Source organism: Enterococcus sp. DIV1328a (assembly GCF_050536905.1).
In the GTDB taxonomy this organism is placed as follows: Bacteria; Bacillota; Bacilli; order Lactobacillales; family Enterococcaceae; genus Enterococcus; species Enterococcus faecalis.
The window spans coordinates 2,670,640-2,694,025 of the sequence record NZ_CP172912.1 but is presented as its reverse complement, the minus strand read 5'-3'; the positions used below and the strand labels follow the sequence as shown (position 1 = coordinate 2,694,025).

The 23,386-nt window shown below is 37.4% G+C and carries 16 protein-coding genes; 15 read left to right on the top strand and 1 reads right to left on the bottom strand.

Going from position 1 to position 23,386, the window contains the following annotated elements:
- Positions 1–32: 32 nt before the first annotated feature.
- From IGL93_RS12935 to rpoC, 5 genes are all read left to right on the top strand, one after another.
- Positions 33–248 carry a zinc ribbon domain-containing protein gene (locus tag IGL93_RS12935; protein WP_002354768.1) on the top strand — a complete coding sequence of 72 codons (216 nt, stop codon included), beginning with the start codon at positions 33–35 and terminating at the stop codon, positions 246–248.
- A 170-nt stretch (positions 249–418) separates the two neighbouring features.
- Entirely contained in the window at positions 419–649 is a 231-nt protein-coding gene (mazE, locus tag IGL93_RS12930; protein WP_002354773.1) for a type II toxin-antitoxin system PemI/MazE family antitoxin, read from the top strand.
- Positions 649–990, top strand: coding sequence for a type II toxin-antitoxin system PemK/MazF family toxin (locus IGL93_RS12925; protein WP_002360937.1), 342 nt, complete (start codon positions 649–651; stop codon positions 988–990). Before mazE ends, IGL93_RS12925 begins: the two co-directional genes overlap by 1 nt.
- A gap of 625 nt (positions 991–1,615) precedes the next feature.
- Positions 1,616–5,230, top strand: a complete 3,615-nt coding sequence (gene rpoB, locus IGL93_RS12920) for a DNA-directed RNA polymerase subunit beta (protein ID WP_010712913.1) — start codon at positions 1,616–1,618, stop codon at positions 5,228–5,230.
- A gap of 166 nt (positions 5,231–5,396) precedes the next feature.
- A complete protein-coding gene (rpoC, locus tag IGL93_RS12915; RefSeq protein ID WP_002354777.1) occupies positions 5,397–9,050 on the top strand; it encodes a DNA-directed RNA polymerase subunit beta' in 3,654 nt (1,217 codons plus the stop codon).
- Between the two features lie 49 nt (positions 9,051–9,099).
- Here rpoC and IGL93_RS12910 read toward each other — a convergent pair whose 3' ends face one another.
- Positions 9,100–9,792: a prepilin peptidase gene (locus tag IGL93_RS12910; RefSeq protein WP_010713678.1), complete on the bottom strand. Its 693-nt coding sequence runs from the start codon at positions 9,790–9,792 to the stop codon at positions 9,100–9,102.
- 108 nt (positions 9,793–9,900) lie between these two features.
- Here IGL93_RS12910 and IGL93_RS12905 point away from each other — a divergent pair, with 108 nt between their 5' ends.
- From IGL93_RS12905 to IGL93_RS12860, 10 genes are all read left to right on the top strand, one after another.
- Positions 9,901–11,421: a gluconokinase gene (locus IGL93_RS12905; protein ID WP_002396789.1), complete on the top strand. Its 1,521-nt coding sequence runs from the start codon at positions 9,901–9,903 to the stop codon at positions 11,419–11,421.
- An 83-nt stretch (positions 11,422–11,504) separates the two neighbouring features.
- Positions 11,505–12,224: a DUF5105 domain-containing protein gene (locus tag IGL93_RS12900; protein ID WP_010706963.1), complete on the top strand. Its 720-nt coding sequence runs from the start codon at positions 11,505–11,507 to the stop codon at positions 12,222–12,224.
- A 127-nt stretch (positions 12,225–12,351) separates the two neighbouring features.
- On the top strand, positions 12,352–12,819 hold the full coding sequence (locus IGL93_RS12895) for a Dps family protein (RefSeq protein ID WP_002354782.1): 468 nt from the start codon (positions 12,352–12,354) through the stop codon (positions 12,817–12,819).
- Positions 12,820–13,055: 236 nt separating this feature from the next.
- Entirely contained in the window at positions 13,056–13,484 is a 429-nt protein-coding gene (gene rplM / locus IGL93_RS12890; protein WP_048670019.1) for a 50S ribosomal protein L13, read from the top strand.
- A gap of 13 nt (positions 13,485–13,497) precedes the next feature.
- Positions 13,498–13,890, top strand: coding sequence for a 30S ribosomal protein S9 (rpsI, locus tag IGL93_RS12885; protein WP_002354786.1), 393 nt, complete (start codon positions 13,498–13,500; stop codon positions 13,888–13,890).
- Between the two features lie 1,019 nt (positions 13,891–14,909).
- Entirely contained in the window at positions 14,910–16,067 is a 1,158-nt protein-coding gene (locus IGL93_RS12880; protein WP_002389497.1) for a DNA cytosine methyltransferase, read from the top strand.
- On the top strand, positions 16,060–17,511 hold the full coding sequence (locus tag IGL93_RS12875) for an ATP-binding protein (RefSeq protein ID WP_002385146.1): 1,452 nt from the start codon (positions 16,060–16,062) through the stop codon (positions 17,509–17,511). Before IGL93_RS12880 ends, IGL93_RS12875 begins: the two co-directional genes overlap by 8 nt.
- Positions 17,504–20,137, top strand: coding sequence for a Z1 domain-containing protein (locus tag IGL93_RS12870; RefSeq protein WP_002385147.1), 2,634 nt, complete (start codon positions 17,504–17,506; stop codon positions 20,135–20,137). Before IGL93_RS12875 ends, IGL93_RS12870 begins: the two co-directional genes overlap by 8 nt.
- Positions 20,134–21,042 (top strand): PD-(D/E)XK motif protein, encoded by a 909-nt coding sequence (locus IGL93_RS12865; RefSeq protein ID WP_002385148.1) that lies wholly within the window; start codon positions 20,134–20,136, stop codon positions 21,040–21,042. Before IGL93_RS12870 ends, IGL93_RS12865 begins: the two co-directional genes overlap by 4 nt.
- A complete protein-coding gene (locus IGL93_RS12860) occupies positions 21,033–23,105 on the top strand; it encodes an AIPR family protein (RefSeq protein ID WP_002385149.1) in 2,073 nt (690 codons plus the stop codon). The genes IGL93_RS12865 and IGL93_RS12860 overlap by 10 nt, the downstream gene beginning before the upstream one ends.
- Positions 23,106–23,386: the final 281 nt, after the last annotated feature.

The window sequence follows — 23,386 nt, the reverse complement described above, 5'->3', positions numbered from 1 at the left end:
TATACTTGTTTTATTGAGAAGGAGTGAGGGGAATGGAAAAGCAACAATATGTTTGTGAGAAATGTGGCAACATGCACTATGTGTCGGACCAATTTCAGGCAACAGGTGGGAACTTTGCGAAAATTTTTGATGTTCAAAATAAAAAATTTATTACAATTAGCTGTACCCAATGCGGCTACACCGAACTTTACCGCAGCCAAACAAGCGGCGGCATGAATGTCCTAGACTTTTTATTAGGTGGCGGTTAGTCAAAAACGAATGCATCTTTGCATTCGTTTTTTTGTGTGAATAGAAGATTGGGGAAAATGCGTAATAAATAATTACGCATTATAGGGTAAACTTAGTCACATTAAGTGTGATTTAAAATTCTTTCCATCATTGCAAAGGCATAGTATAATGAAGCGAAGGGAGTGATTTCATGCTAACAACTAAATCAAGAAGACAAGGAAGCTCGGTCGTTTTAACTTTACCCACTGATAATGGTAAAAAACCAAAAGTCGACCAAGAATATATTGTGATGTATTCTGACGACGGTACAATTACATTAGTCCCTAAAATTCAGGATCCATTTAGTGAAGGTCCAGAAGGTGAGTATTATGAAAAAGATGAGTGGCATGATCTTGCACCTGAGGGGAGAGAACTTTTTTAATGAACGTTGAAAAGAAGTACATTCCCAAAAAAGGAGATATTGTATGGATTGATTTTGATCCTGCTGCAGGTAAAGAGATTCAGAAGAGACGGCCTGGTTTAGTCGTGTCAAGATATGAATTTAATCGGAAAACCATGTTTGCTGTGATTTGCCCGATTACTTCCACCATTAAAAATATTCCCACTCGATATACGTTGCCCGATGACATAGAAACCCATGGGCAAGTAGTGATCTCACAACTGAAATCTTTGGACTTCACTGAAAGAAAATTAAGTCAAATTGAGCATTTGCCATTAAAAGATATGGCGAAAATTGACCAAATAATTGAATATATTTTCTAGTTGTTGAAAAAATGAGGTCGGGACAGAAACGTTTAGCTCCGAGAACCAAGTAGGTACTGTTCAACATCTATTTGCTTTGCAAATAGTGTTTCTCAGCAATAAGAAGGAATTTCCGAAAATTGTCATAAAACACAACGAGGAAAGAGTTGATGTTGCATGATACCTACTCGGTGCTCTTTAATTTTTGGAGAATTTCGGCTTATTTCCGAAGGAGTTGGTTCTGTTCCCGCCGTTTATAAGATTTTAAGCCTGGGACAAAAATCCAAAGTGATTTTTGTCCCAGGCTCCTTTTTTCATTAAAACCCTTTACAAAAAAACTCCTTTTTATGAAAAAGAAAACCTTAAAGAAATCCTTGACTTTTCTAGACAAAGGTAGTAGAATCTATAGAGCAAAAACTATCTGAAAGTGACGAAGCAGGAGCGAAATATTGTCCGTTCCGGTTTTTTATAGGAAAACAAAAGTAGAAACGCCAGAAAATTTTTCGGAAGCATGTTCTATTTTTGGTTTTTTTTTGCTTAAAAACTGCAAAAAATGCTTTTTGTTACATATATTTAATATATGTAACGTAAATGTAATTTTTCGGATCGGTGTTTTGATAGACTTATAACTAGAGGGGTGAAGAGCTTGGCTGGACACGTAGTAAAATACGGAAAGCATCGCGAACGTAGAAGTTTCGCACGTATCAGTGAAGTATTGGAATTACCAAATTTAATTGAAATCCAAACAGACTCTTATCAATGGTTTTTAGATGAGGGACTTCGTGAAATGTTTGAAGACATTTTACCAATTGATGATTTCCAAGGAAACTTATCCTTAGAATTTGTTGACTATGAATTAAAAGAACCAAAGTACACAGTAGAAGAAGCCCGCGCACATGATGCCAACTATTCTGCGCCATTACATGTAACATTACGTTTAACCAACCGTGAAACAGGTGAAATTAAATCCCAAGAAGTCTTCTTCGGCGATTTCCCATTAATGACAGAAATGGGTACCTTCATCATCAACGGTGCAGAACGTGTTATCGTTTCCCAATTAGTTCGTTCTCCAGGTGTTTACTTCCATGGAAAAGTGGACAAAAACGGCAAAGAAGGTTTTGGCTCAACAGTCATTCCTAACCGTGGTGCATGGTTAGAAATGGAAACAGATGCGAAAGACATTTCTTATGTTCGGATTGACCGCACACGTAAAATTCCTTTAACTGTGTTAGTTCGTGCTTTAGGTTTCGGTTCAGATGATACCATCTTCGAAATTTTCGGCGACAGCGAAAGCTTACGCAACACAATTGAAAAAGATTTACACAAAAATGCAAGTGATTCTCGTACAGAAGAAGGCTTGAAAGACATTTATGAACGTCTTCGCCCAGGCGAACCAAAAACAGCAGATAGCTCACGTAGCTTGTTAACTGCACGTTTCTTTGATCCAAAACGTTATGATTTGGCAAACGTTGGTCGCTACAAAGTTAACAAAAAATTAGACTTAAAAACACGTCTATTAAACTTAACCTTAGCGGAAACGCTAGTTGATCCAGAAACTGGTGAAATCATTGTCGAAAAAGGCACGGTTTTAACACACCAAATCATGGAAACATTAGGCGAATACATTGACAACGGCTTAAACAGCGTAACTTACTATCCAAGTGAAGATGCGGTAGTAACTGAACCAATGACAATCCAAGTGATTCAAGTTCTTTCACCAAAAGATCCTGAACGTATCGTAAATGTGATTGGTAACGGCTATCCAGACGACAGCGTAAAAACAGTTCGTCCAGCAGATATCGTTGCTTCAATGAGCTACTTCTTCAACTTAATGGAAGATATCGGCAATGTCGATGACATCGACCACTTAGGTAATCGTCGTATCCGTTCAGTAGGCGAATTATTACAAAACCAATTCCGTATTGGTTTAGCCCGTATGGAACGTGTGGTTCGTGAAAGAATGTCTATTCAAGACACAGAAACATTGACACCACAACAATTAATTAACATCCGTCCAGTGGTAGCAAGTATCAAAGAATTCTTTGGTTCTTCACAGTTATCACAGTTCATGGACCAAACAAACCCATTAGGTGAGTTAACCCATAAACGTCGTCTATCAGCCTTAGGGCCTGGTGGTTTGACTCGTGACCGTGCCGGTTATGAAGTTCGTGACGTTCACTACTCTCACTATGGTCGTATGTGTCCAATTGAAACGCCTGAGGGACCAAATATCGGGTTGATCAATAGTTTATCTAGTTATGCGAAAGTGAATAAATTTGGTTTCATCGAAACGCCTTATCGCCGTGTTGATCGTGCGACAGGCCGTGTTACTGATCAAGTAGATTACTTAACAGCAGACATCGAAGACCATTATATCGTAGCGCAAGCGAACTCAGTTTTAAATGAAGATGGCACATTTGCCAATGATGTTGTTATGGCGCGTCTACAAAGTGAAAACTTAGAAGTTGCCGTAGACAAAGTTGACTACATGGACGTTTCACCAAAACAAGTAGTCGCAGTCGCAACAGCATGTATTCCTTTCTTAGAAAACGATGACTCCAACCGTGCCTTGATGGGTGCCAACATGCAGCGTCAAGCGGTGCCATTAATTCAACCACGCTCTCCGTGGGTAGGTACAGGGATGGAATATAAATCAGCCCATGACTCAGGTGCTGCTCTACTATGTAAACATGACGGTGTCGTAGAATTCGTCGATGCCAAAGAAATTCGCGTTCGTCGCGACAATGGCGCATTAGACAAATATATGGTTACAAAATTCCGTCGTTCTAACTCAGGAACAAGCTACAACCAACGCCCAATTGTTCACTTAGGTGAAAAAGTTGAAAAAGGTGATACTTTAGCGGATGGACCTTCTATGGAAGAAGGCGAAATGGCTTTAGGGCAAAACGTCTTAGTTGCCTTCATGACATGGGAAGGTTACAACTACGAGGATGCCATTATCATGAGCCGTCGTTTAGTTAAAGACGATGTCTACACTTCTGTGCATATTGAAGAATATGAATCAGAAGCACGTGATACAAAATTAGGACCTGAAGAAATTACCCGTGAAATTCCAAACGTTGGGGAAGATGCGTTGAAAGACTTAGACGAAATGGGGATTATCCGCATTGGTGCTGAAGTTCAAGATGGCGACTTACTAGTTGGGAAAGTCACACCTAAAGGGGTCACAGAATTATCTGCAGAAGAACGTTTATTACACGCAATCTTCGGGGAAAAAGCCCGCGAAGTTCGTGATACGTCTCTCCGTGTACCTCACGGTGGCGGCGGTATCGTTCATGATGTGAAAATCTTTACTCGTGAAGCTGGCGATGAATTATCACCAGGTGTCAACATGTTAGTTCGTGTCTATATCGTTCAAAAACGTAAAATTCACGAAGGAGATAAAATGGCGGGACGTCACGGAAATAAAGGGGTTGTTTCCCGTATTATGCCGGAAGAAGATATGCCATTCTTACCTGACGGAACACCTGTTGATATCATGTTGAACCCATTAGGGGTACCTTCTCGTATGAATATTGGACAAGTACTTGAATTACACTTAGGTATGGCTGCTCGCCAATTAGGTATTCACGTCGCAACACCTGTTTTCGATGGGGCAACCGATGAAGACGTTTGGGAAACTGTTCGTGAAGCTGGTATGGCTAGCGATGCTAAAACAGTTCTTTACGATGGACGTACAGGTGAACCATTTGATAACCGTATTTCCGTTGGTGTCATGTATATGATTAAATTAGCCCACATGGTTGATGACAAATTGCATGCTCGTTCAATCGGACCTTACTCTCTTGTTACGCAACAACCGTTGGGTGGTAAAGCTCAATTCGGTGGACAACGTTTCGGGGAAATGGAAGTTTGGGCACTGGAAGCTTACGGTGCTGCTTACACATTACAAGAAATCTTAACTTACAAATCTGATGACGTTGTCGGACGTGTGAAAACATACGAAGCCATCGTTAAAGGTGAACCAATTCCAAAACCAGGTGTGCCTGAATCATTCCGAGTATTAGTGAAAGAATTACAATCACTTGGTTTAGACATGCGTGTCTTGGACATTGAGGAAGCTGAGATTGAGTTACGCGATATGGACGATGACGATGATGATTTAATCACCGTTGACGCACTAACCAAATTTGCGGAACAACAATCAGCGAAACAGCTGGAAAAAGAAGCAGAATCAGTCGTGAAAGAAGAAGCACAAGACGTTGTTCAAGAAATTGAAACAGCCGAAGACAGAGACTAATTTGTCGCTACCACTCTGATGAGTTGATTCAACTGCGACTTTGTTGCAACTGCGCAAGCCATTACTTGTTCCAAGTGTCGTCAGACCTTCTTTCAAGTGATGCTTGCCATTTGCTAACAAGTTGCTGACTCAGCTTCTCTAAATAAGGAAATGGAGGGAATTCCTTTTGATCGATGTAAATAAATTCGAAAGTATGCAAATAGGGCTTGCTTCACCAGAAAAGATCAGAAGCTGGTCTTATGGGGAAGTTAAAAAACCCGAAACAATTAACTACCGTACATTAAAACCCGAACGTGAAGGGTTATTCTGTGAACGCATTTTTGGTCCAACCAAAGACTGGGAATGTGCTTGTGGTAAATATAAACGTATCCGTTATAAAGGTATTGTCTGTGACCGTTGTGGCGTTGAAGTCACTCGTTCAAAAGTACGTCGTGAACGTATGGGACATATTGAATTAGCCGCACCAGTTTCACATATCTGGTACTTTAAAGGAATTCCATCTCGGATGGGTCTTGTTTTAGACATGAGCCCTCGTGCATTGGAAGAAGTCATTTATTTTGCTTCATACGTTGTCATCGAACCAGGTGACACAACATTAGAGAAAAAACAATTGTTAACGGAACGCGAATATCGTGAAAAACGTGAACAATATGGCCAAGCCTTCAAAGCTGCTATGGGTGCCGAAGCCGTGAAACAATTATTAGATAACGTCGATTTAGATGGTGAAGTTGCGCAATTAAAAGAAGAATTGAAAACAGCTTCTGGTCAAAAACGGACACGTGCCATCCGTCGTTTAGACATCTTAGAAGCCTTCCGTGCCTCTGGTAACCAACCAAGCTGGATGGTAATGGATGTTATCCCAGTTATTCCACCAGATTTACGTCCGATGGTTCAATTGGAAGGTGGTCGTTTTGCAACAAGTGACTTAAACGACTTATACCGCCGTGTTATCAACCGTAACAACCGTCTAAAACGTTTATTAGACTTAAATGCGCCAAGCATCATCGTTCAAAACGAAAAACGGATGTTACAAGAAGCGGTCGATGCTTTAATCGATAATGGTCGTCGTGGCCGTCCAGTTACTGGACCAGGTAACCGTCCATTGAAATCTCTTTCTCACATGTTGAAAGGGAAACAAGGTCGTTTCCGTCAAAACTTACTAGGTAAACGTGTTGACTATTCTGGTCGTTCCGTAATCGTCGTTGGTCCGTTCTTAAAAATGTACCAATGTGGTTTACCAAAAGAAATGGCGATTGAATTATTCAAACCATTTGTAATGCGTGAATTAGTACAACGTGAAATTGCGACAAACATTAAAAATGCGAAACGTAAAATCGAACGTGGCGAAGATGAAGTTTGGGATATCTTAGAAGAAGTTATCCAAGAACACCCAGTTTTACTTAACCGGGCACCTACGTTGCATAGATTAGGGATCCAAGCTTTCGAACCTGTTCTTGTTGAAGGTCGTGCGATCCGTCTTCACCCATTAGTTTGTGAAGCCTACAATGCCGATTTCGATGGAGACCAAATGGCGGTTCACGTGCCTCTAAACGAAGAAGCACAAGCAGAAGCTCGTATGTTAATGCTTGCTGCCCAAAATATCTTGAACCCGAAAGATGGTAAACCAGTTGTTACACCATCTCAAGATATGGTCTTAGGTAACTACTACCTAACAATGGAAGAAGAAGGCCGTGAAGGGGAAGGCATGATCTTCCGCGACATGAACGAAGCTGTTTTAGCATGGCAAAATGGCTACGTGCATTTACACTCACGGATTGGGGTTCAAACAACACTTTTAGGTGACAAACCATTTACTGATTGGCAAAAAGAACGAATCTTAATCACCACAGTTGGTAAGATCATCTTTAACGAAATCATGCCTGTTGAGTTCCCTTACTTGAACGAACCAACAGACTATAACTTAACTGTTCAAACACCAGATAAATACTTCGTAGAAGCTGGTACAGACATTCCTGCACACATTAAAGAGCAAGAATTAGTTTTACCATTCAAGAAGAAAAATCTTGGAAATATCATTGCTGAAGTCTTCAAGAGATTCCACATTACGGAAACCTCTAAAATGCTTGACCGCATGAAAGACTTAGGTTACAAACACTCAACTTATGCTGGGATGACGGTAGGGATTGCCGATATCATGGTTCTTCATGAAAAACAAGCAATCATTGATGCTGCCCACAAACAAGTTGAAACAATTACTAAACAATTCCGTCGTGGTTTAATTACTGATGACGAACGTTATGAACGTGTAATCGGCGTTTGGAACGGTGCCAAAGACGAAATCCAACAAAAACTGATCGAAAGTATGGAAGCTCGTAACCCAATCTTCATGATGTCTGACTCTGGAGCCCGTGGTAACATCTCCAACTTTACACAGTTAGCTGGTATGCGTGGTTTGATGGCCGCTCCGAATGGACGAATCATGGAATTACCAATCATCTCAAACTTCCGTGAAGGACTTTCTGTCTTAGAAATGTTTATCTCAACTCACGGGGCTCGTAAAGGGATGACCGATACGGCCTTGAAGACAGCCGATTCAGGTTACTTAACACGTCGTTTAGTTGACGTTGCCCAAGACGTAATCATTCGTGAAGACGACTGTGGCACTGACCGTGGTCTTGAAATCGAAGCAATTCGTGAAGGTAATGAAATTATCGAACCATTAGACGAACGTCTATTAGGTCGTTATACACGTAAATCAGTTGTTCATCCAGAAACTGGTGCAATCATCATTGGTGCGGATCAATTAATCACTGAAGATCTTGCAAGAGAAATCGTGGACGCTGGTATTGAAAAAGTAACCATCCGTTCTGTCTTTACATGTAACACAAAACATGGTGTATGTAAGCACTGTTACGGACGTAACTTGGCAACTGGTTCTGACGTTGAAGTCGGAGAAGCAGTTGGTACAATCGCCGCTCAATCAATCGGGGAACCTGGTACACAGTTAACCATGCGTACGTTCCATACCGGTGGGGTTGCCGGTGACGATATCACTCAAGGTTTACCTCGTATCCAAGAAATCTTTGAAGCACGTAATCCGAAAGGGCAAGCAGTGATTACAGAAGTAACCGGTGAAGTTATCGATATTTCTGAAGATCCTGCCACACGTCAAAAAGAAGTAACCATCAAAGGAAAAACAGATACACGTACCTATACTGTCCCTTACACTGCACGTATGAAAGTTGCTGAAGGCGACATCATCCACCGTGGTGCACCGTTGACAGAAGGTTCAATTGATCCAAAACAATTATTACAAGTTCGTGATGTTTTATCTGTTGAAAACTACCTATTACGTGAAGTACAACGTGTTTACCGTATGCAAGGGGTAGAAATCGGCGACAAACATATCGAAGTAATGGTTCGTCAAATGTTACGTAAAATCCGCGTAATGGATCCAGGTGACACTGAAATCCTTCCAGGAACATTAATGGACATCGCAGAATTTAAAGACCGTAACTACGACACATTAGTTGCTGGTGGCGTCCCTGCTACTAGTCGTCCAGTCTTACTTGGTATTACCAAAGCGTCATTGGAAACAAACAGCTTCTTATCTGCTGCATCCTTCCAAGAAACAACACGCGTGTTAACAGATGCTGCTATCCGTGGCAAAAAAGATCCATTACTTGGATTGAAAGAAAATGTTATCATTGGTAAAATCATCCCAGCTGGTACTGGTATGGCTCGTTACCGTAACATGGAACCAAAAGAAGTTGGCGTAGCTAGCGAAAACGTTTATAGTATTTCAGACATTGAAGCACAAATGGCTGCTGAAGATGCGATGAAAAACATCAATAAATAAACCCTAAAAAGCCGTAAGGAGCATGCTCCTTGCGGCTTTTTTTTATTTGCTATAAGCAACTGATTGTGAGTAAGCCCAAACTTAAAAAGGGGACAAAAGGAAGTGTCTGTTCAACTGGATACCCCAAAAATTTACAGCTGTAGCCATAGATTAGGCCATAACTACTGGCAAAAAATAGTAGCATCAGCAACTGAGGTACCTGTAAAAAACAGCCCCACAAACCCAGTAACAAAAGATCCCCTCGCCCCATGGCTTCCGGAAAATAATGTAAGACGGCTTGGAAAAAACAAAAACAAAAAAGACCAGTCAGTAAGTAAAACGAATGCTGACCCGCCACTTTCAGTAAGCAAAGCACAAAAAAACTAGGATAAAGAATCTTCGGTTCAACCACTAAATACCAGTAATCAATCAAGGATAATGTGAAAGCACTCGTCAGCCACCACCAGAGAATCAAAGCATCAATCGTCAGGCCAGCTGAAAAACAGCTTGCGGTTAAGCCGCCCATGATAAGTTCTGCTAAAAGATAACTCTTAGCTACTGGCTGTTGACACTTTCGACAACGAAAGCGCTGCAGCAAAATCGAAACAACTGGAATTAATTCATAGAGTTGTAGAGGCTGGTGGCAACCTTGACAGTGGGAAGGGGGCCACCACAAAGAACGCCCTATTGGTAAGCGCTCCGCCACTAAGCATAAAAAAGAACCGAAACAGGCACCAATCAAAAAGAGACTCAAGAAAAACATAGGTTACCTCCTTAAAAATAAACTACGCTTTTTTTAAACTTTTTCGTTTGACTAGACAAATCTTTTTTTGTTAGGAATAATAAAAGAAACAAGAAATGAGGGAATCAAATGGAAAAATTAGCGATTGGTGTCGACGTTGGCACCACGCAAGCCAAAGCAGTGGCTTTTCAAGCAAATGGCACAGTCGTAGCTTCTAGCTATGTGCGTTATCCATTAATTCAAGAGACTGAAGGAATGGCGGAGCAAGACCCAGAGACGCTGTTCCAAGCTGTGGTGAACTGTATTCGAACCGTCACACAGCAAGTGAAGAATCAACCAATTGGGCTCATTTCTTTTGCTTCAGCGATGCATGGCTTAATTGCCATGGATGCGCAAGGACGCCCATTGACCCAAGTGATTACTTGGGCTGACACACGAGCATCTGATTATGCGGAAGCGTTAAAAGAAACGCCAGCGGCCCAATTGTTTTATCAATTGACAGGCATGCCAGTTCATCCAATGGCGCCTTTGTACAAGATTCGCTGGCTGCAGGAAAATCAGCCAGCCGTTGCGCAGAGCGCGGCCAAGTTTATTGGGATTAAGGACTACATTTTTTACCGTTTCTTTGGCGAATACTGGACAGATTATAGTAGTGCTTCGGGGATGGGTTTATTTAATATTCACACGCGGCAATGGGAATCGTCGATTTTAGCGTATTTATCTATTGAGGAGGAACAGTTGCCAAAAGTTGCCCCGTCAACGTTCATTTTTCCAGCGTTAGCGCCTTCTTGGCAAGAGATGCTTGGTGTTGAGGAGGAAACGGTTTTAGTTCTTGGTGGCGCGGATGGTCCATTGTCTAATTTAGGTTTGGGAGCGCTAGGAATGGGTGTAGCGACTTTGACCGTTGGTACGAGCGGCGCACTTCGGTATATTGTCGAAGAACCTTTTTTGCATCCGCAAGGTGAAACGTTTTGTTTTGCTCTAGATGAACAGCACTGGGTGATTGGTGGCGCAAGTAGTAATGGTGCAGTTGCGTTAGATTGGGCGAGCCAAACGATTTTTGCAGAAGAACGTCAGCAAGCTATTCAAAACGGGACCAATCTCTATGACCCAATTATGGCCAAAATTGCAACTGTGCCAGCCGGGGCAAATGGCTTACTGTTTCATCCTTATTTGCTAGGTGAACGAGCACCGCTGTGGAATGCAGAGGCGAGCGCAAGTTTTATTGGCTTGCGCAAAAATCACCATGCCGGACATTTAGCTCGAGCGGTGGTGGAAGGCATCTGTTTCAATTTAAAAACCATTTTAGAAGATTTGAAACAACTCGGTGGACCCGTTCAGGAGATTCGAGCGACAGGCGGCTTTGCTGATTCCCCTGTGTTCCGTCAAATCATGGCTGATGTGCTGGGAGAAACGTTATCGTTCACTGATAGCACCGAAGCTTCGGCATTAGGCGCTGTTTTGCTAGGTTGGCAAGGCTTAGGGCAGTTACCAAATTTACAAGCAGCGGCGCAACAGGTGCTGATTCATGAAACGGTCACGCCACGGGCGGATCAATTGCTAGTTTATCAAGAACTGTATCCTGTTTTTCAAGAAACCCAACAAGTTTTAGCACAAAGTTATCAAAAATTAGCAGAATTCCGCAAATAATTGATAGTAAATAGCTTTGACAAATGGCTGAGAAGTTGCTTAACTAGAAGAGAGACGAAGACTTGAGGAAATGAGGATGAGGAATGAAGAAACAGCTACTACCACTATTTCTGTTATTCATTGGGGCGTTAGCAAGCTGCAGTGCACCGTCTCGTTCCGGCGAAAAAGCAGCGCAACAGTTGGTAGATTACTTTATTTATCAAGAAAAGCCAGCGACATTCTCTCAAACTTTTCGTGAACCGAAAGTCTTGGTGGAGCATTTGCAGACGAGCCGTCAACAGTTCCAGAAACAATTTTTCAATAGCTTAAAAGAAATGAACGCTGAAGTCACCGAAACTGAAGCCCAGAAGCTTAGCGCAGAATTACTGGCTCAAGTGAAGAAAAAAGCGTCATATCAACTAGTAGCCACAAAAGAATTGAATGGGCAAGCGACAATCACTTTTCAGATTAAGGGCTTAGATTTTGTGACGGCGATTGAAGATACAACCACTGCTCTTCTTCAGCAAACGCAACAGGCGACACAAGCGCTAGACATGCAGCACACGTTAGCCGTTTTAAAAAAAGAAATCCAACAAATCAATGTCAGCTATGAGCCAGTTGAACTGCCATTAACGGTTAAGCAAGTAGAAGGACAATGGTACTTGCCGGCAGCGGAGCAGCTGAGACTGAATCAGTTTTTTTTAGCTTTCGTCACAGGAAAAGAAGATACTGACCAGTTGACAGAGGCACTCGACACAATCCTCACTCAAGCGGAACAAAAAGTCGTCACTGCGGATGAAAGAACAGCGATTTCAGGAAATTAATTAGATTCTTAATTGTAATTATTATAATTTGATAATAATTTTAAAAAAGAAAGGTTTTCAGTGTACTTTTTTCACAATTCATATTACACTAAGAGTGTAGAAATAATATTTAGGAGGATGACAAAGAATGAAATTTGAAAAAACAAAAGAAATTTTGAACCAACTCGTTGCAGATTTAAGCCAATTTTCCGTGGTAATTCATCAAACACATTGGTATATGCGTGGACCTGAATTTTTAACACTTCACCCACAAATGGATGAATACATGGATCAAATCAATGAGCAATTAGATGTTGTTTCAGAACGTTTAATCACATTGGACGGCTCTCCATTCTCAACATTGCGTGAATTCGCAGAAAATACAAAAATTGAAGATGAAATTGGTAACTGGGACCGCACCATTCCAGAACGTATGGAAAAATTAGTAGCAGGCTACCGTTATTTAGCAGACCTTTACGCAAAAGGAATCGAAGTTTCTGGTGAAGAAGGCGACGACTGCACACAAGACATTTTCATCGCAAACAAAACAGACATCGAAAAAAATATTTGGATGTTACAAGCCAAACTTGGCAAAGCGCCTGGTATTGACGCATAATTTAAAACAACTCCCAAAGCCGCTGACGTTGACGTTGGCGGTTTTTTTCTGTTTAAAAGGCACGAAAAAATAAGTGAAAATCTATTTTCTGAAAGCGCAGAAAAACATTGACTTTATCAGTGATTGAAGGTAAAATATTAAATGGTATTGTTTGCCCCACAATGAGCCCCGGAAACTCAAGTGTATGTCAAACATCGAAAACAAAATTGGAGGAAAGAAACGTGCGTACAACATATATGGCCAAAGCTGGCGAAGTAGAACGTAAATGGTACGTAGTAGATGCAACAGATGTTCCTTTAGGACGTCTATCAGCAGTTGTTGCTTCTGTACTACGTGGTAAAAATAAACCAACATTCACACCACATGTGGATACTGGAGATTTCGTAATCGTAATTAACGCTGATAAAGTAAAATTAACAGGTAAAAAAGCTACAGACAAAATTTACTACCGTCACTCAATGTATCCTGGAGGATTAAAATCAGTGACAGCTGGTGAATTACGCGACAAAAACTCTCGCCGTCTTATCGAAACTTCTGTAAAAGGTATGCTACCTAAAAACACTTTAGGACGTAAACAATTTACTAAATTGAACGTATACGGTGGAGCTGAGCATCCACATGCTGCACAACAACCAGAAGTATTAGATATCACGAACTTAATTTAAGGAGGGAAATTCATTGGCACAAGTACAATATAGCGGCACAGGCCGTCGTAAAAATGCAGTTGCCCGCGTACGCTTAGTACCAGGTACTGGTAAAATTACTGTAAACAAAAAAGACGTAGAAGAATATATTCCACATGCTGACTTGCGTGAAGTTATCAACCAACCATTTGGCGTAACTGAAACAAAAGGCGCTTACGATGTAATCGTAAACGTAAACGGTGGTGGCTATGCTGGACAATCAGGAGCTATCCGTCACGGAATCGCTCGTGCATTGTTACAAGTAGATCCTGACTTCCGTTCTGCTTTAAAACGCGCTGGGTTACTTACTCGTGACGCACGTATGGTTGAACGTAAAAAACCAGGTCTTAAAAAAGCTCGTAAAGCTTCACAGTTTTCAAAACGTTAATTACTTGGAGTCGTTGCGAACGTGTTCGCTTACGAAAACAATCTGGGACGAAGATTTCCTTGGAAATCGAGTGCCACTCAATTATCATTTTGAAAGACACTTTCCAAATTGGAAAGTGTCTTTTTTTGTTAGGTTAATCAACAGGATGAATATGTAAACAATTTTTGAGAAAGAATCACGTAAAGATAATTCGATGATGACTGATTTTTTAGAAGAAGATCAATTGAAAACAACCAAAAATTAAATAGGGTATCCACTGGAAATCTAATATTCTCAATCGAAAAATATTATTTTTCTTATCATTAAATTTACTAATAGAAAAGGTTGTCTTTCGCTTCCAATAAATTGTGGGAAATAGCTAATTATACATACATTACGATCTGATAATTGAAGATATTAATATAATGACATTTACATTTTCTGTACAGCAGTATATAAATCGACTGATTATATTTATTGTAAGCGAGTCTGTTAATTTGAATATAATTACCATTTGTTGATAGAGTAAACTTGTGTACCGATCGCAAGTAAATTATTCTAGTTTAAATTAAAAAAATATTGTTATGTCGGCGTGGAATTAGGAATTTGATGATATAATTAATTTTAGTTTTCCCTATAAGAAATAAGGCTTATCGTACATGTTAAATGGGAGGTAATATATGGACAAAATCATTAGGGATGTTGAGTCAGTTAGGCCAATAAACTTAGTGGGGATTTTCTATCACAATGTGTAAGCTTGACTAAAAACAGAGTTAATAGGATACTAATAAGTAATAATGTTATTTGATAAATAATTGTTTTAAAAGTTTAGTAAGTTAGCTTTTTAAGATTTAACGTTAAACAAATCATTATAACGAATTTAACTATATGAATTTAATAATCACATAGTTGCTTAAAAAAATATTAAACTTTCCACAACTAATTGAATGAAAAAAACTAAATCCTATATTGTATCAATAAAACTGATACGGGTAGGTATAATAATTAAATATTGATAGTAAATGAGGAATGGAATAATTATGTTGAAAGTGGTAGAAGCTTTCTCTGGCATTGGAGCGCAAAAACAAGCTTTAGAGAAACTAAATATTGAACATGAAATTATTAATACAATTGAGTGGGATATTAATGCGATTTATGCATATGATATTATGCATCATAATGATAATTCTCCGTCAAAATTAAGTAAACATGAAATTATAGAAAGGTTAGCTAATGTAACTCTTAGTCCGGATGGAAAAAAACCTTTTTCAGACAATGGTTTGTATAGGATTAAAGAAGAAAAATTACAGAAGCTATATGCAGCAATACGCCGAAATAACAATCTGTGTGATATAACCCAAGTGTCAGGTGATATGATTCCTGATGATACTGATCTATTGACCTATAGTTTCCCTTGTCAAGATCTTTCTATTGGTTCAGTTTGGTACAACAAGGATAATGACGGGATAAGAAAAGGTGCAAAAACAAGATCTGGTTTACTTTGGGAAATAGAGAGGATACTAAGAGAACGTATAATGATTAACGTTCCTTTGCCTAAATTTTTGTTAATGGAAAATGTTAATGCAATTACTTCACCTAAACACAATCCAAATTTTGTTCAATGGCAAGAGGAACTCGAATCGATGGGTTATACCAATAAAGTTTATAAGGGTTTAAACGCTTTGGATTTTGGTGTTCCACAATCACGATCAAGAACCTTTATGTTATCGATTAGAAATAAAGATATAGAACCTGAAGAAATATCAAATTTGAATTATAATATTCAATCTAATTTAGGCGACTATTTAAGGTTTAATCATAAAGAAGAGATCATTGAGGCAACACCTAACTATACGCCTAGTAGGATAAAAATTTATAATCAAAACCGACTCCTTGCAAAAAATGGAGTAGTTAAGGCAGATTTCACGAATACAATATCTACTAAACAAGATCGTAATCCCAATGCAGGTGTTATACTACAAGATGATAGAATGCGATACTTGACGCCTCGCGAAACATTCTTGCTGATGGGATTTCCGGAATGTAAATTTGAAAAACTTATGAAGTCTAATGAAGGTAATAGTTATTTTACAAATAGCCATCTATATAGAATGTCTGGGAATTCGATTGTGGTTGACGTTCTGACAAAGATATTCCAAGAAATTGAAAGACTGAAAGGAATTTATTTTAATGAGTAGCTTTTATGAATTAGTTCCGGATGCTTCAAATCTGATAGAAAGCCAACGTTCTGTTGGATATACGTTCGAAACCGCTATTGCAGACATAGTTGATAATTCAGTTTCAGCAAACGCCACGAGAATTGATATTAATTTCAATAATCAACAAAAATATGTATCTATTCTTGATAATGGGTATGGAATGTCTAAAATTGAGTTGCTACAAGCAATGAAATATGGATCGAGATCTATATATGATTTACGCACTCAGGACGATCTAGGTAGGTTTGGTCTTGGTCTAAAAATGGCTTCTTTTAGTCAATGTAGAAAATTGACAGTTGTATCAATCAAAGATGGTGAATATTCGGGTGCTGTATGGGATCTTGATGTTGTCAAAAAGAAAAATGCATGGATAGTGCAAATTCTAAATGATGAGGAAATAAGAAATACACATAGATTTAGTGAGCTAGGAATATTAAGTTCTGGGACACTGGTCATTTGGGAAAAGTTTGATAAATTGGAACAATATGCAGATTTTAAATTTAATTTTGATGAATCTTTAGAAAAGACTGAAAATCATTTATCTTTAGTATTTCATCGATTTTTACAAGAAAACCAAATCGATATCTTCTTTAATCAAAGAGCAATTGATTTTGTTGACCCTTTTTTTATTAGTAATAAGGCAACGCAACCTAAATCATCCGACGTGATTTTTGAGAATAGCCGTAATGCTAGAATTGATATTAAACCTTATATAGTACCTTATCAAAAGAGATTATCTCAGAAAGAAAGACATGTATTAAAAAAATTTGAGCATTGTAAACTTGGTCCGGGCTTGTATATTTATAGGAACAGAAGGCTAATTGCTTGGGGAAAATGGTTTAGGCTTGTGCGACCAAATGAACTGGCGAATTTAGCAAGAATTCAAATTGATATTCCAAATACGATAGATGATCTTTGGGAAATTGATGTTAAAAAATCACAATTAAATATTCCGACCAGTCTCAGGACACAACTTAGAAACGTAATTACAAAGAGTATTGGTGAATCTGAAAGAGTATATAAATATCGTGGCACAAAGAGAAATAAAGACAATTTACAATATGTGTTTGATCGTGTTGAGAAAGATAACAAAGTTGCTTATTACCTAAATATGGAAAATCCACTGATAAAGCAACTTCAAGAAAATTTATCAGACAGTGATATCATCATATTTAAGGCATTATTAAAGCAAATTGAAGAACATTTACCATTGGATAGTATCCAATATGACTTGGCTTCAAACAAAGGATTTGAAGAAAATGAAGATACAGATGATGAAATTTATGAAGAGATAATGTTGCTACTTAGCAACCAAACAACTGAAAAAAGTAAAAAGTTGTTGTTGAATAGTCTTAAGTATTCAGAAGTTTATTCAAAAAAAATAGCCTTATTGGCTAGAATAGAGCGTGAGTTAAATGGTTGATTATGAACTAATAGAGAAGCATTTTAATACTGCTAAAATAGCTATTGAGAGTGAAAAAAAGCAAACTCCAAAAGATGTAGAAGCCCATCTAAATTTATTCAAAACAACAATTTTTGGAATGAATGATGATACTTTTAATGAGTTGGTGAATAGAGTTTTATCTATTGTTCCTGTTAGTCTTGAACCGGCAATGACATTATCTAAACCAAGCCCTAAATGGTTTACAGAGTCACGTGCTGATAGAGGGAGCAAAAGATTCGATGCATATGAGCAATATCTTCAAAATGTTTTAGGGTATTCATCTAATGTAGTGACAACGATCGGCAACTCCATGGATACTATCATGAATAATATTGGCGATCCTACTTTTGAAGGTGAGTTTGTAAAAAAAGGTTTAGTGATTGGTGATGTTCAATCTGGTAAAACAGGAAATTTTATTGCTTTGATGAACAAAGCTGCTGACGCGGGGTATAACATGATTGTTATTACTACTGGAACGATAGAAAAGTTAAGAAGACAAACCCAAGTACGCATAGAAGAAGGTTTTTTTGGATATTTCACAGCAACTCGTAATCGAGAATCGAAAACTAAAACTGTTAAGGATTTTGGTAATACTGAACAAACATTAGCTTTAACTAATGCAGATAAAGATTTTAACTTAAAAACAGCAAATCCTGTTGGGTTTGGGTCGGCTCCTATTGTAGCGGTGATTAAAAAAAATAAAAAATCAATTGAAGATCTTGCTGAGTGGTTAGAGAATAATAATCAACAAGATATTAATCGTTTAGGGAAAATCGATCGAAGCATTCTTTTTATTGATGATGAAGCAGATAATGCTACCGTTAATACTAAGAAGACGGAAGATCCGACTACTATTAATTTAGGTATTAGAGCGATCCTGAATCTATTTCAACGCGCTAGTTATGTTGGCTTTACAGCTACCCCCTTTGCTAATATAATGATAGATCATAAAAATAAAGATGATCTTTTTCCAAGTTCTTTTATCCAAGTATTAGATACCCCTACAAATTATATGGGAGCAAGCACAATTTTTCCTGAAAAAGATGAGGGTGGTATCTACCATAGTATACTAATTTCAAATGATGATGCGGAAGACTATATTCCAATAGTAATTCCGAAAGAAGATAGGGCAACATTTGAAGTTCAAGGGTTGCCTCCTAGTATGGAGGAGGCAATATGTGTCTTCTTCTTACAAAATGCAATTAGGGATTTACGAGGAGATCAAAAAAAACATCGTTCTATGTTGATCAACGTCAGTCATTTAAATAGAATTCAAGATCAAATAAAACTTTTAGTTGATGCTTATGTTGGGGAATTAAAGCGCCAAATTAGACACTATATTTTAGATACAGAGAAGTCCATTCATCTTGATATGAAAGCGATTTTTAAAGAGAAATTTAACAATATACCGGAGTCTTGGGAAGACGTATATCCAACTTTATATAAGTCGACAGATACTATCGAAACTCATGTAATAAATAATGCTAATAAAGGATTTCAGTATGAGGATTATCCCAATGGTGCTCGAGTGATTGCTGTTGGCGGATTTGCACTTTCTCGAGGACTTACTCTTGAAGGGTTATCAACAAGTTATCTATATAGAAATACATTAATGTACGATACACTAATGCAAATGGGACGATGGTTTGGTTATCGGCCAAGATACGACAATATTGTTTATCTTTATATGCCTGAGAGATCTGTAGATTGGTACTATCAAATATTACAAGCGATGAATGATTTAAAAAAACAAATAAAAGAGATGATAAATGAAAAGAAGACGCCTGAAGATTTTGGATATTACATTCGTGAAGCTGAGAATAGAGATGAAGCGACAATACTAATTACAGCTCGAAATAAAATGCGTAGTGCAAGGAATCATGATGTTACGATTCGTATTTCTGGTGATTATAAAGAAACCTCGAAATTATCCATTAATGTGGCAAGTAGAAATAGCAACCTCATAGAAAAATGGTTTGAAAAGAATAAATTATTATTTGACAGTGATCTTTTAATCAAGGATGCTCCGAAAGAAGTTGCTGAAAGATTACTTTTGGAATATGCTTATGGTTCTTATAATCAGTTGAATCTTTCGGTATCTAAAGAAGCGTTAAATAATTTTGACAAATTTGACATTAAAATCGGTGCAAGATTAGGAGCTAGTATTGATTTTAATTCTATTAAAGAAAAAAGCAGGACTCGTGCATTTCGTTATGTAAAAGAATTCGATTTAATTGCGTTTGGAAATTCGCGAATCGGTAGCGTGAGGGATGGACAATATGGTCTTACAAAGCAACAGAAGGAATTTGCTAAATCATTTAAAACAGAAAAGGAATACTTCTCTGATTTTTATTCTAATGAACGAAATCCACTGATCGTGATTTTTCCTGTTAGTTTGCCCGAGCCTAAAAACGCAGATAAGATTTCTCACGATTTTTGGGAAAAGAATAAAGATAATGTTTTTTGGGCATTGTCGTTGGGTATACCAAACTCAGATTTAGCACCAATAAGTTATAAAACCAAGATGAATACTGTATTACAACAGCAATTACTTACTCAACGGGAGTTAGAAGCAGAAGACGAGATTGAGGAGGATATTGAATGAGAACTGATAGTTTTGTCCTTGTTCCTCAGATTAACGCAACGCGCGTTTATATAGGAATAGATAGCCGTGGAATGGAATCAATTGCAATTGATTTTGCCTGTAAGCCGGATTTTGAATTGGTTACAAACAAAATCTCTAGCCGTATTGTATCGCTTAGTGATACTCAGCGCTTATTTATATCATTAGTCGATGATGATTCAACCACAAAGGAAATTTTTGAAACATTCTCTAACGACATTATCACAAGTATTGAAGTTGCAACTACTGAAGTAGAAGTATTAGTAATTATTGCAAATAGATTTAAGTATTGGACTGAGTTATTTAAAAGGTCTGAACGAACATATGATGAAAAATGGATTCAAGGTTTTTGTGGAGAATTATGGTTTCTTGATAATGTGTTAATTGATAAATTAGGAAGTGATATGGCTATAAGATCTTGGATTGGACCGGAAAAAGGAAATCAAGACTTCATTACTTCTGATAAAATTTTTGAAATAAAGACAAAGCTTCAGCAAGCCAATTCTATTAGAATTTCAAATGAAAACCAACTTTCAAGAGATATGTATCTAACTGTTATAGAACTCTCTAGATCTAGTGAAGTAGCGGCGAATTCTTTTAATCTATATAAGCTGATAGCATCAATTTATGCTAAAATTAAAAATCCTAAAATTCTTGGAGAGTTTAACAGAAAACTTTTAGAACTTGACTTGTTTCCAACTACTAAAGCAAAGATGTATGATAAATATTCTTACGAATTTATTTCTCTCGTGTATTTTAGAATCAATCGTGACTTTCCTTTCATTGATCATGAAGATGTGCCAAGTGCCATAATACAATATAGTTATGAATTATCTCTTGATAATATAACAGAATCAAAATTGAGTGAGGAAGAAGTATGGAACTAAAAGATTTTCATCAGTCTTTTATACAACAAGTTAATGAACACCGGCAATTGACTGGCTCTACGTTTGAGGAAGCTTTTTTTGAGAATTATGTTGATTATTTAGTGGAAAATGATGAAATCATCGGTGAACCAAACTTCCTTCACTTTGAAATGCCTTTATCTCGTAATCAGAAAGCATGTATCTCCGGCTTTGCTTATAACGAGTTTGATGGGATCTTGTATTTGATGATTGTCGATGATATAGATTTTTCTTATGAAGTTCCCACTTTATTACTTGCCGATGCTGAGAGACTTTATAAAAGGGCTCGAAACTTTTTTTTACATTCTGAAGAAATTTCAAAGTATGGTGAGGAGTCAAATGAAGCTGTGAATCTTGCTAAATCAATTTATACTAGGAAAAAAAATGATCAAAATCAATTTTACGAGTTGACATCTGTCAAAGTCTTCATTTTAACCGATAAACCTTTGTCACGTACTTTTAAAAGGATGGAAGATGAACAAATTCAAGAAGTAAAAATTTCAACGATGATTGTAGGGATAGAACGTATTTTAAGTTTATCGGAAAGCAGAAAAGGTAAGGTTGATTTAGAGATCGATTTAAACAATTTTCAATTAATACCTGCTATAAAAGCAAATGAGACAGATGAATATGAGTCATACTTGTGTAACATAAACGGATATACATTAGCGAAATTATATAATGACTACGGTAGTAGATTAATAGAGAGCAATGTCCGTTCCTTTTTACAGACCCGTGGTAAAGTTAATAAAGGAATTAGACTTACCATATTAAAAGAGCCAGAGAAATTTTTTGCCTATAACAATGGTTTAACCTGTACGGCTAAAAGTATACTTTTTAAGAACAATACCATCTCTGAAATTATTGGTTTGCAAATTGTAAATGGTGGTCAAACAACAGCCAGTTTAGCAAACGTTCTAGTCAATGAAAAGGATGGTGCCGAAAAGCTTCAAGAAGTCTCAGTTCCTATGAAATTGAACGTTATAAAAAATATGGATATAGAAGATGAGTTGGTTCCAGCTATATCTCGTTATGCAAATTCACAGAATAAAGTATCAGATGTTGATTTAGCAAGCAACCACCCATTTCATAAAAAAATTGAAGAATTATCAAGAAAAATTTCTACTCCAGCAGCAGACGGTTTTTCTCATGGAACGTATTGGTACTATGAAAGAGCAGCGGGGCAATATGCGCAAGAGACCTATAAAATGCCTACTAGCCAGAGAAAAAATTTCTTGGATAGAAACCCTAAAAATCAGATGTTTAAAAAATCAGATTTTGCTAAGTACTTTAATATATATCAGAAAAGACCTGATATTGCTTCTAAAGGCGGGCAAGCTGCCTTCAAAGCCTTTTCAACATGGATAATTCAAATATGGGATAAGGATTCTAATCTTGTAAACCAAGAATTTTATAAAGAAATGGTTTCAAATATTATTATGTTTAAAGAACTAGATAAACTAACTAAATGTGGCGCAGGTTCTAATGGATACAAAGCAAATATTAATGCTTATACGCTAGCATATCTTTATTGGTATCTTGAAGAAAAAATGAATATGAAATTTAACTATTTGAAAATATGGCAACAACAATCAGTACCCCAGCTAGTTTTAGAATTCATGGACGATATTTCATATGAAATCCGTGATATCTTGACAAGAGTAGAGGGAAATGTAACTGAGTATGCCAAAAGAATAGTAGCATGGGATGATGTTAAATCAATGGTAACGATAAATAGAGATTATGATTTATCTAGTATTACTATCTCAAAAGATGATGTAGCACAATTAAAAAAAACAGCTAGAAATAATGAAAAATTTGAAAGTGATTTTCTTGATACCGCATCAGTGTATAAAAGACTTGATGAGAACCCAAAATATTATACAGATATGTTAATTTTCATTGATGGACATTGTAAAGAGTTCTTACCGAAAGAGCGGAATGTAATTGCAATGTTAGCATCTAATAAATTTATATCAGATAAACAAAGTAAGATAGCGCTGCAAGCAATTGAAAAAGCTGAGCTCGAAGGGTTTGGAATATAATTTTTATGATGGAAATTTTATATTGAAAAGACTTTTAAAATCCCTCGATCAATTAAAAGTATAGCGCTACCTAGTTATACTTGTAAAAATATTCTTAATAGATCAAACTCCTAGCAAGTAAATTTTTTTTGAAGAGATTAGAAAGTCTATATACTAATGTTTTAGATAACCTCCAATTTTTTATATATCAAGTTTAATCATATATGAAAGATCTAAAATATAATTTAATATGTATTATTAAGCAAGTTATCAAGAAATGTGTGATTACAAATATTTGGTAA